This is a genomic window from Mesorhizobium sp. M0663, from assembly GCF_040320585.1.
In the GTDB taxonomy this organism is placed as follows: Bacteria; Pseudomonadota; Alphaproteobacteria; order Rhizobiales; family Rhizobiaceae; genus Mesorhizobium.
In genome coordinates this window covers 22,183-31,335 of record NZ_JAMYPX010000045.1, presented here as the reverse complement: position 1 = coordinate 31,335, position 9,153 = coordinate 22,183, and the positions used below count along the sequence as shown (strand labels likewise).

The 9,153-nt window shown below is 63.5% G+C and carries 13 protein-coding genes; 11 read left to right on the top strand and 2 right to left on the bottom strand.

The genetic code is table 11. The features are described from left to right. Nucleotides 1-145 precede the first annotated feature (145 nt). From NKI54_RS33550 to NKI54_RS33515, 8 genes are all read left to right on the top strand, one after another. Nucleotides 146-1,087 carry a DUF2493 domain-containing protein gene (locus NKI54_RS33550; RefSeq protein ID WP_352694008.1) on the top strand — a complete coding sequence of 314 codons (942 nt, stop codon included), beginning with the start codon at nucleotides 146-148 and terminating at the stop codon, nucleotides 1,085-1,087. 62 nt (nucleotides 1,088-1,149) lie between these two features. Next, nucleotides 1,150-1,410 (top strand): type II toxin-antitoxin system prevent-host-death family antitoxin, encoded by a 261-nt coding sequence (locus NKI54_RS33545; RefSeq protein WP_023802997.1) that lies wholly within the window; start codon nucleotides 1,150-1,152, stop codon nucleotides 1,408-1,410. Further along, complete coding sequence (locus NKI54_RS33540) at nucleotides 1,400-1,819, top strand: hypothetical protein (protein ID WP_352694006.1); 420 nt, start codon at nucleotides 1,400-1,402, stop codon at nucleotides 1,817-1,819. Before NKI54_RS33545 ends, NKI54_RS33540 begins: the two co-directional genes overlap by 11 nt. Nucleotides 1,820-1,978: 159 nt before the next feature. Beyond that, nucleotides 1,979-2,140 carry a plasmid mobilization protein gene (locus NKI54_RS33535; protein WP_352694004.1) on the top strand — a complete coding sequence of 54 codons (162 nt, stop codon included), beginning with the start codon at nucleotides 1,979-1,981 and terminating at the stop codon, nucleotides 2,138-2,140. 83 nt (nucleotides 2,141-2,223) lie between these two features. Beyond that, a complete protein-coding gene (locus tag NKI54_RS33530; RefSeq protein ID WP_352694002.1) occupies nucleotides 2,224-2,571 on the top strand; it encodes a hypothetical protein in 348 nt (115 codons plus the stop codon). 331 nt (nucleotides 2,572-2,902) lie between these two features. Beyond that, on the top strand, nucleotides 2,903-3,490 hold the full coding sequence (locus tag NKI54_RS33525; RefSeq protein WP_352694000.1) for a hypothetical protein: 588 nt from the start codon (nucleotides 2,903-2,905) through the stop codon (nucleotides 3,488-3,490). Nucleotides 3,491-4,119: 629 nt separating this feature from the next. After that, on the top strand, nucleotides 4,120-4,443 hold the full coding sequence (locus NKI54_RS33520) for a DUF736 domain-containing protein (RefSeq protein ID WP_352693998.1): 324 nt from the start codon (nucleotides 4,120-4,122) through the stop codon (nucleotides 4,441-4,443). Nucleotides 4,444-4,500: 57 nt separating this feature from the next. Beyond that, nucleotides 4,501-4,842 (top strand): hypothetical protein, encoded by a 342-nt coding sequence (locus NKI54_RS33515; protein ID WP_352693996.1) that lies wholly within the window; start codon nucleotides 4,501-4,503, stop codon nucleotides 4,840-4,842. A 114-nt stretch (nucleotides 4,843-4,956) separates the two neighbouring features. On the opposite strand, the gene NKI54_RS33510 is transcribed toward NKI54_RS33515, so the two are convergent. After that, a complete protein-coding gene (locus NKI54_RS33510) occupies nucleotides 4,957-5,367 on the bottom strand; it encodes a hypothetical protein (protein ID WP_352693994.1) in 411 nt (136 codons plus the stop codon). After that, on the bottom strand, nucleotides 5,364-6,044 hold the full coding sequence (locus NKI54_RS33505) for a nucleotide-binding protein (protein ID WP_352693992.1): 681 nt from the start codon (nucleotides 6,042-6,044) through the stop codon (nucleotides 5,364-5,366). The genes NKI54_RS33510 and NKI54_RS33505 overlap by 4 nt, the downstream gene beginning before the upstream one ends. Before the next feature lie 462 nt (nucleotides 6,045-6,506). Between NKI54_RS33505 and NKI54_RS33500 the strand changes: the two genes are divergently transcribed. The 3 genes from NKI54_RS33500 to NKI54_RS33490 are packed head-to-tail and all read left to right on the top strand — an operon-like array spanning nucleotide 6,507 to nucleotide 9,151. After that, complete coding sequence (locus tag NKI54_RS33500) at nucleotides 6,507-6,914, top strand: plasmid mobilization protein (protein WP_352693990.1); 408 nt, start codon at nucleotides 6,507-6,509, stop codon at nucleotides 6,912-6,914. After that, nucleotides 6,911-7,369, top strand: a complete 459-nt coding sequence (locus NKI54_RS33495) for a hypothetical protein (protein ID WP_352693988.1) — start codon at nucleotides 6,911-6,913, stop codon at nucleotides 7,367-7,369. Before NKI54_RS33500 ends, NKI54_RS33495 begins: the two co-directional genes overlap by 4 nt. Before the next feature lie 9 nt (nucleotides 7,370-7,378). Next, nucleotides 7,379-9,151: a relaxase/mobilization nuclease domain-containing protein gene (locus tag NKI54_RS33490; RefSeq protein ID WP_352693986.1), complete on the top strand. Its 1,773-nt coding sequence runs from the start codon at nucleotides 7,379-7,381 to the stop codon at nucleotides 9,149-9,151. Nucleotides 9,152-9,153: the final 2 nt, after the last annotated feature.

The window sequence follows — 9,153 nt, the reverse complement described above, 5'->3', positions numbered from 1 at the left end:
CCCCCCCCCCCCGCCCGGGCCAGGCCCCAACCGGGGGCGCGGGCCGCCGCTGGCGCGCCGCCGTGGGGGGGGCCCGGGCCGGGGGCGCGGCCGGGATGCGCTGTCAGGCCGCGATGGGCGCGGCCACAACCGACGGAGACACGCCATGACCTACGAGCTTCCTCTCGACGACGCCTACGAGCCCTACCACGCCTCCTCGCCGACCGACCGCGTCATCCTCGAACTGCAGATGTACGGCCACCGTCCGCATCAGGACGAACCTGATCCTCGGCCACTTCCCGATGACGAGGTGATCCGGACTGGCCTCGCCGGGATCGTCGAGACCTTGGCCGGCATGCTCGGCGACACCAGGCTCGAACCCGATCTCGACGACCTGCTCTGGTCGTTCGCAAACGTCTTCCACCGTGCCGCCGAGCGCGTCGCCCGCAGCCTCGACCGCAACGAGGAGGCGCAGCGCTTGAGCCAGCAGGAACAGGACGGTTCCGAGGTGAAGTCGGTCGAGCTGGAACGGCTCACCGCCGAGGGCATCACCTACATCGAGCGCCGCAACGTGCTGGAAATCATGCGCGATGAGGCCGCCGACCTCTACGAGGCGCAGACCGGATCGGCATGGCGACCGCGCACCGGCTCCAAGGTCAGCCACCAGGCGATGACGGCGGCGGTGATCGACTCCAGAGACTTCCTCGCCGCCCGCCGACACGCCGAAACCGAGGTGCTCGTTCCGGCCGGCACCAAGATCGCCTTCGCGGGCGGCCTCGACTGCAACGATCACGACCGGATCTGGGACGCGCTCGACAAGGCCCGCGAGAAGCATCCCGACATGGTCCTGCTCCACGGCGGCAGCCCGCGCGGCGCCGAACGCATCGCCGCCTGCTGGGCCGAGAACCGGAAGGTCACCCAGATCGCCTTCAAGCCGGACTGGAACCGACACGCCAAGGCGGCTCCGTTCCGCCGCAACGACCAGCTTCTCTCCGTGGTGCCCTACGGCCTGATCGTCTTTCCCGGCTCCGGGATCACCGACAACCTTGCCGACAAAGCCCGTCGGCTCGGCATCCCCGTCTGGCGGTTCGCGGAGGGCGGCGCGTGAGCGCCGTTTTCTTGCAAATCAAGAAAATCTGGATAATATGGAGATCGATAAGGAGTCCAGCCATGCGTCAGTTCACGACGGGGGATCTCAACAAGCAGGTTGGCGACGTCACCGACGTTGCCAGCCGCGAACCCGTTATTCTTACCAAGCACCGCAAACCCCGGTTCGTGTTGATGAGTTACGAGCACTACGAACGGATGCGTATCGGCGGCGATCCCCGCCGCGCATACCATGTCTCCGAGATGCCGGAGGAACACACGGAACTCTTCGTCGCCGAGATCGACCGACTGGCGCGCGGGGAAGGATACGATGATGAGCGGTAGATTTCTGCCCGGTCAGGCGATCTCCTATCCGTATCTTTGGGCATGGCAACACGAGCGCGGCGAAACGGAAGGCCGCAAGAGCCGGCCCACCTGCGTGGTCGTCGCTGTCCGCGGCGCAAGAGATGGCCTGACCCATCTCGCGCTCCTGGCGATAACCACCCAGCCACCGCCCGGCGATCGGGTCGGTTTGGAAGTCTCCGCTATCGAGTGCCGCCGCGCCGGTCTGACCGATCTCAAACGCTGCTGGATCGTGGTTGACGAATACAACTACGATATTGCCGAACGCTCCTGGTACATCGAATCCGACGGTAAGCCCCTCGGTCGTTTCAGCAAGGCATTCATGATGAAGATCGCAGGCGCCTTTATCGAAGCGCGCAGCGAGGGCCGCCGCGTCAGCCGTCTGGATTGACGTTCTCTTTTCGCGGCAGGGAGCATACCTCGGATCGAATCAGTCCGTCATTTCCGCACGCCTGTACGCCGGTCGCAGGAACAGGAATGGCTTCGTCACGCAAATCCGGTGTCATGCTGCATTGCCCCGACGTATGTCCATCCAGCATAGGAACGCACCATGGCCGCCGCCGCAAATAGGAAGATATGCGTATCGATGCGGTTTCGCGAGAATGATCTCACCATCATCGACCGCGGCGCGCAGCTGCTCGGCCTGTCGCGCACGGAGTTCATGCGACGCGCAGCACTCCACGAGGCCCTCAGCGAAACCGTCATTCCTTAGTGCAGGCGATCTCACCCCCCGCCGCTGCGCCCCCGCAGAAGGCGGCCGAGCGGCTGCGCCGGTCTCCGCCCTGGGACCTCTAGGTGGCGCTTTCAGGCATCGAACTCCTCGACGACGCGCACCGCCTCGGCAGCTTCAATTGCAGCAAAGCCGCGCTCGACGCCTGGCTGGCCGGCTTCGCGCGGACGAACCAGGCCCGCGGGTTTACCCGCGTCCAGATCGTTCACGACCAGGACGCAGTCGTCGGCTATTACAGCCTCGCGCCAGGCGTGATCCAGCCAAACAGCGCACCGCGCGCCATCCGCACCGGCCGGCGGCCGCCGCAGGGATTCATTCCCGCGCGCGACAATCCGTCATCGATCGCCCGCACCACCACCGCGCGGCCCGCCACGATGTCGGCGCCGGCGACGCAGCGATGCAGCGCATCCTGACCGGGCCGCTGCCGACGCCTTGCCCGGCATGGCGGTGGTCGAGGGCGAGTTGTCCGATCAACAGGGTCGGATCGTGCCGGAGGCGTTACGCGCGTTGAGCTAGTGGCTTTTGTCGGCCAGCCAGAAGCTCACTCCTGGATCGAGCGCATGAGCACCAGCGGCAGGGTCCGGGCGCGCCGGCCTACGGCCGGCCGGGCTCTAGTCGCGGCGCCTCGCCGCTCCCCGAGCCGGCTTTCGCCGTCTCGGCCTTCGGGTGACGATCCCTCTCGCAGGGGGAGGGAGAGGGCGGCCGGCGCGGGGCGGGGGGCGCTAGAGAGAAGGGAAAGTCACGATGTCGGTGATATTCATAGGTGGATCACGCGAGATATTCGAGCTGCCGGAACCTGCCATCGCTCGCATCGGCACGATCGTCGCTGCAGAGCACGGCGTGCTGATTGGCGACGCGTCTGGGGCCGATGCCGAGGCGCAGGGCCTGCTCGCTGGCTACGGCTACGAACATGTCGGGGTCTTCCATGCGGGCAAGGAACCTCGCAACAATCTGGGCGACTGGGCTGGCTACCATGTCCCGTCTCCTGAAGGCGCTGACGGGGATTGGTTCCACGCTGCCAAAGACCGGGAGATGGCGCGCCGCGCCAACTTTGGCATGATGGTCTGGGACGGTACATCACCCGGGACGGCCGTCAACGTGCTTCGGCTCGCCATCGCGAACAAGCCGTGCGTCATCTACGATCTGGCCAGGGGCAGCATGGCGACGACGTACAATGTGCAAGACTGGTGCGCCATGCTCCGCCATGCCGGTGCGGACATTCGCCGCCAAGCCGAAGCCTGCATGACGGCGGACGAGCGTCTGGCGTTGCGGTCCCGGCGACAGCCTGTCGGGTCCGATCCGATATGCTTGATCCGGCCTCGCGCCGCCTAATCCACTTTTATGAACGGCCGGAGCCGGCCCCTTTCGAAACCGACCCACGCGCAGAGCCGGCGTTGTGCAGAATGATCATCTTGGCCTGTCTCGCATCTGAAGCGGGTGCAAGCGTGCCGAACATCCTGGCTTGCTTGTTCATCCAACCTGGCTGCGAGGCATCGCCCCGAGGGGCGTGAGGTTCGCTGCCAGTCGGCTCCGATCTCGAAACCCCTGTGCCGCCATCCCGAACACGCAAGGCGGTTCATGCGCCATGCTGCTGTTCGAGTATTGACGACGCACGGGACAAGACCCGAGAGGCTGCAGCAGTTCCTGCGATCCGGCAGCGTTGCGTCGGCCAAGCGATGGCGGCCTGAGTTCTTGTCCATCTGCCGCATCCGGGGCCATTCCCGTTTCATGTCGCCTTTGTAGACGACCGCCTGCTTTGTGCGGTCAACCCCGGGGGTACATCTCGGCGAATATTCAGGAAAATTCGATTTCTGTTTTTGTCTGCGGGCAGGCGAAGGGCCTGCCCGCTGTTTTTCGGCAAATAGATTTTTCCAGAATTTTCGCCGAGATGACCGCAGCAGGACGACCCTCTCCTTTGGCGCCATCGGGAATGGTCCCGATGCAACCGAAGGAGAACTACCATGGCCACCACGATCGCAAACCTCACCACCAAGGCCGACGGCTCGATGGAAGGCGTCTTCGCCACGCTCCGGGTCAATGCCCCGATTACGCTTATCCCGAACACCAACAAGTCGCGCGAGGACGCGCCCGACTTCCGGATCGTCAACAAGCGCACGGGCTTCGAGATCGGAGCCGGCTGGCACCGCACCTCCCAGCGTTCGGGCGAGGAGTACCTCTCGGTCAAGCTCGAAGCCCCCGAGATCGGCGTCATCTTCGGAAATCTCGCTCCCGCGCCGGGCGGCGAGGAAAACAAGAAGGTCATCCTCTGGAACAACCCCCAGTGAGACATCGGTGGCCGGCCCCGCAAGGGGCCGGCTCCCCACCGGCAAAAGGAGGTTGCAATGAGCCGCTACACCATCACTGTCACTGGCACCGTCACCGGACAGGTCCGCTCAGACCCAGACGCAGTCATCGGCTACGACCCACCACTTCGCACCTACTTCCTGCAAGCGTTCCCGCACGAAGAAACCGACGAGCCCGCGCTCTGGCTTGGCACCCGCGATCGCGCGTTCGAAGCACTTGAGGATCTTCGCCATGCGGCCATCTCACACGGCTACGACTTCATGCCGCTGCCGCCCAAACTGGCGGCAAAGCTGGTCGGCGACAAAGCGGCAGCAAGCGCGCGTCCGGAGCGGGACGGCATCCTCGGTCAACTGCTGAAACACCTCAACCAATCCAAGTAGGCAAACATCTCAGGGCCCGCGACGAAGTATCGTCGCGGGCCCTTTTTTTCGCACATAGCAAAGAGCCACGAACATCACCTGTCGCAACAGGCGATAGCGGCTCCATACCGTCGATCATTCCTTCGGCAGTTTGTGCTTATGAATGCGGATATAATCCTGCACGGCCTTTCGCAGCAATTCGGTCATGCTTTGCCCGTTGCTGATCGCCAGCAACTTGAACTGGCGCTGCTCCACGGCCGTCAGATAGTACCCGCAGCGGATCATCTCCTCCTCGCGAATCTTCTTGCCGGCGATGGGGTCCTTTTTCTGACCCTGCCGCAGCAGCTTGCGAAAGTCAGGCGTTGCACCCGATGCCGGGTCGGGCGTCTGCGACATGGCCGATCCGGCACTCGGCTCCAGCTTCTGCCCCTCGTTTTTCGGTGATGAAATGAACATGCTCGGCAGTGCCGGCGGCTGCGTGGAAATCGCCTTCATCATGCGGGCTTTCTTGTCGTCAGCGGGTTTCGGTGCGGTTTCTTCACTCATGCCGCATTCCTTGTGGCTTGGATGAAGGTTTGCAGAAGGTCGTCAAAGACCCCTTCGCTCTCGGCAACCGCCTTCGCGTCAGGGACCGCGGGGCTGTAAAGCGTCTGCCCGGTCTGAAGGTCGCGGTAGGCAACGCGATTATGCAGGACGTGTTCTGCAATCGGCGTGCCGTTGGCCTGGATGATGGCGCGCAGTTCGGTCAGGGCTCGCGCCCTGGCATCGATGATGGTCTGCTTGGTCAGCACGAATATCGCAGGCAACGGTCTACCCCGGCTCTCGACCGCCAGCGGAATGTAGTGGTCGGTGATCTGGATGGCGGCGGTCACATCGTCGAGGGCAAAATAGACCGGCACGACGACAATATCGGCCGCGAAGAGCCCGGCCATGAGGTTGTCATTTGTGGTGCCTTCCGTATCGATCAAGACGACGGAGCGCTCACCGTTGTGAGTGGCTGCGGCGTCAAGGATTTCCTGCGGAGTCATCGCGCTCACCAGTTGCAGCCTGTCAGGACGATTGCCAGCCTCACTCAGCATCTGGAACCAGCGGTTCATGTTCTGCCGCCGGTCGCCGTCGACAAGAGTGACCGAATAGCCCCGATGCAGCGCGACGGATGCGAGGGCGCGCAGCATCGTTGATTTGCCAGTGCCGCCCTTGGGGATCGCAGCGGAGATGATCATGGGGGGCCTCCTTCCGGCGTGGGCTCCTTGTGGCCATGTAAACATGGAAACAAGTCATCATGGACACATGGACCAATATTACAGTCCAAACATGGGTGGCATAGTCAACGGGACAGACCGGTTTGGCAACCCAGGCGCGCATCGATAAAGGCTCGCTCAGGGTACAGTCACTAACGCGGCGGTTGCCATCTTCATGCGAGGAATGATCTGCCGGGCTGACCGGAGTGCGGACCGCCCTGATGTTTCCATGTTAACATGGAAACAAGTCTTCAACGCCGCATCACAACAAATCACGATGGAGACATTGCTGCAGTCGGGCTATGCCGTCGACAACTGCGCTGGTGAGAAGACACGCCCTCAATCATTTCTGCTTCTTATTGGCAGGATAGCCTATTTTGTGATACACACAAAATAGGCGGCGCGGCCCTGGCGGGCCTTAGCGCCCGCAAGCGGGCTTGAGAGATGGATGCAGACGCCCAGAAAGCAGCGGTGAAGAGTGCGTCACGACGCTATGGCGAGGTGACGCACATCCGGTTTTCGGCTGACGAGCTGGCCAGCCTCAAAGCCATTGCGGAGCGGGACGGCGTGACCGTCAGCGAAGTCGTGCGGCGTCTTGTGCGGGCAGAGGCCGGGCATCTGCCTATCGCGTCAGAGGCGTTGCGGCCGGCGATCGTGGAGATGACTGATCAGCTGCGGCGCGTCGGCGTCAATTTCAATCAAGCCGTGCGTGCCATGAACGACGGCCGCATTCCTTCTGACGAGAATCTTGAGCAGGCGCTGATCGCCGTGGGCGACCTCGTGCGGCAGTTCCGCGAAGAACTGAAGGCGATGACTGGGGGCTCCCGCAAGGCGAGAGCGGCAAGGCCATGAGCGGTCGTCTCGCCCGCTACGCGGCCGAAATCGAACGCTATCTGCGGGGCGAGTCGGGAGCGAAGCGCGAGGACCTGGACAACGACGAGTCTCTGACGAGCGCCCGACGCGAGGCCGGTGAATTCCAGGCGATGAACAGTCATGAGCGGGCCGGCGACGGCGGACGCCTCGGGCAAGGACAAGCAGGCTCGATGGGAGGTGGCGGCAGGAACGCCCCTCGTTCGTCGCCGGGAGGGACAGGAGTGGCGGGGAGCTCCATGTCGAGCAGGGCACCGAAGTCCACTGCTGCTGCGAGTTTGCCCAGGGCCGCTAGCGCCCCGATCATGGTCTATGGCGCCACGCTCGCCGGTTTCCGGCCGGAAGAGGAGGAGGAAGACTGGAAGCGGCGCGGCGGCGGCGGCCGTGGTACCGATCGCGCGAGCGCTACAGGACGAGCGGCGCGGGCGGGCTATTAGGCGCGCGCCGTGGCGGCACGGGCAGGCTATGTGGCGGGTGCGCAGCCTGCCGTGTTTAAGGTCATGGCCAATCCTCCGTCGACCAAGGAAGCCGCCGCCCGGCTGCTCAATTACATCGGTAAGCGCGACGACGAAAAAGGCGAGAAACACGACATCGAGATTTTCGACGAGGATGGGCAGGTGCTTGCGACAGGTGCCGCACGAAAGGCGTTCCTGGCGACGTTTTGCGAAACGTTCGAACCGCCCTTGGAAAATACCAATTTTATCGAAGCTCGTTTCGACCTCGCCGGCGAGGTCAGCGATGCCGCCTTGAGCGAGGCGTTGAACAAGGCCTTCGGTGCAAAACCGTTCCTCTATGCGCAGGATGGACAGACGGTGCAGGTATACGCGCACACCGATGAGCGGGCCGGACCGCTCGCCAAGGTGCTGGCCGGCGGTCGGGAAAATTCGCGCAGCAAGGCGCTCGACAAGATCGAGGCGCGCTTGTCCGAAGCAATGGGCGCGGCGGGGCTGGTAGCCAAGGCAGAGGTAACGGCGGCCGTGAGCCGTGAACCTAAAGCGAAATATTTCCTGCAGAAGTTCATCCGCACCAATAGCCACGTCCGCCACGCAAATGGCGAGCCCGTGCTTGGGGTGAAGAATTCCACGAAGGCTGCGGCTGCCGTGTACGAACAATGGCGCCCGCAGTTTTCGGGGCGTGAGCGCCGCAATGCCTTTCACCTGCTTTTCTCGGCAAGAGCCGGTACCGATGCCAACGCCGTCATGGCCGCGGCGCGCGCCGTGCTCGAGGAGCGCGCGCCAGGATACAAGTTCGTCCTGGCGCATCACAAGGACACCAAGCACGTCCATATCCATGCGATGGTGCAGGCGCGGTCAGCTGACGGCGAGCGCCTGAAATTCTACAAGCCAGATCTGGTCGCCTGGCGCGAGACCTTTGCGGAAAAAGCACGCGAGAACGGCATTGCGATGGTGGCGACGCGGCGCATGGACCACGCGATGACGCGGCCGTTCACGAAGGAGCATGCCGGAGCCTACAGCCGCGCCCAGAGCGATCCGCGCTATCAGGTCAGCGCCAGGACGATCGAGAGAGTGGAGGCCAAGCGGCAACGCCGTTTCGATGTGCAATCGCTTGTCGTGAACGGCGATGCAATCGCTGCCGCATGGCAAAAGACTGTAACGACGATGCGGACCGCGGGCATAGTCGGACAGGCTCTCACGGCAGCGGAGTCGATCGGCAACAATTTTCTGCGGTTCCGTGGCGATCGGACAGGGGAAGGGCAGCCAGGTCCTGCCGCGGATCGCGGAGCTGATCAATCGGGGCAGAAGTCTTTTCTGTCCCATCCCGGTATGAGAGAATTGAATGCACTGATAGGAGATTTGGACATGGCGCAGACCCCCTTGGAAATGCGGCGTCAGATGGCCCGCGTCAATCAGGCTCTCGACAACATGCGCGAGACGCTGCCGCCGGCGAACCAAGGTCAGTTCGAACAGTATCGTGAAGAGGTCAACGACAAGATGCACGACCGCCTCGCGCGGCTGCAATTCGAGCGGCAGAAGCAGCGTCGTGGTGGTGGCGGTGGCGAGCCGATCCCCGAGCGCGAGGCGCGAGGGCGAGACCTTCCAACTCGGGACGATTCCCGCCAGCCGGAACAGCCGCGCGCCGGCACCGGGCAGGAGAAGGTGAGAGCCAAGCAGAAGGACGCCAACAAGCTGAAGGCTCAGCAGGCTGAAGAACAGGACCGCAAGACCCAGCGCTCAAATGATAACGATTACGAGCGCTGAGC

Coding starts and splice junctions, on each gene's coding strand:
- NKI54_RS33520 (WP_352693998.1), top strand. CDS start 4,120: ATGGCCACCACGATCGCAAACCTCACCACCAAGGCCGACGGCTCGATG.
- NKI54_RS33505 (WP_352693992.1), bottom strand. CDS start 6,044: ATGATCATCTCCGCTGCGATCCCCAAGGGCGGCACTGGCAAATCAACG.
- NKI54_RS33550 (WP_352694008.1), top strand. CDS start 146: ATGACCTACGAGCTTCCTCTCGACGACGCCTACGAGCCCTACCACGCC.
- NKI54_RS33535 (WP_352694004.1), top strand. CDS start 1,979: ATGGCCGCCGCCGCAAATAGGAAGATATGCGTATCGATGCGGTTTCGC.
- NKI54_RS33525 (WP_352694000.1), top strand. CDS start 2,903: ATGTCGGTGATATTCATAGGTGGATCACGCGAGATATTCGAGCTGCCG.
- NKI54_RS33545 (WP_023802997.1), top strand. CDS start 1,150: ATGCGTCAGTTCACGACGGGGGATCTCAACAAGCAGGTTGGCGACGTC.
- NKI54_RS33515 (WP_352693996.1), top strand. CDS start 4,501: ATGAGCCGCTACACCATCACTGTCACTGGCACCGTCACCGGACAGGTC.
- NKI54_RS33500 (WP_352693990.1), top strand. CDS start 6,507: ATGGATGCAGACGCCCAGAAAGCAGCGGTGAAGAGTGCGTCACGACGC.
- NKI54_RS33495 (WP_352693988.1), top strand. CDS start 6,911: ATGAGCGGTCGTCTCGCCCGCTACGCGGCCGAAATCGAACGCTATCTG.
- NKI54_RS33540 (WP_352694006.1), top strand. CDS start 1,400: ATGAGCGGTAGATTTCTGCCCGGTCAGGCGATCTCCTATCCGTATCTT.
- NKI54_RS33510 (WP_352693994.1), bottom strand. CDS start 5,367: ATGAGTGAAGAAACCGCACCGAAACCCGCTGACGACAAGAAAGCCCGC.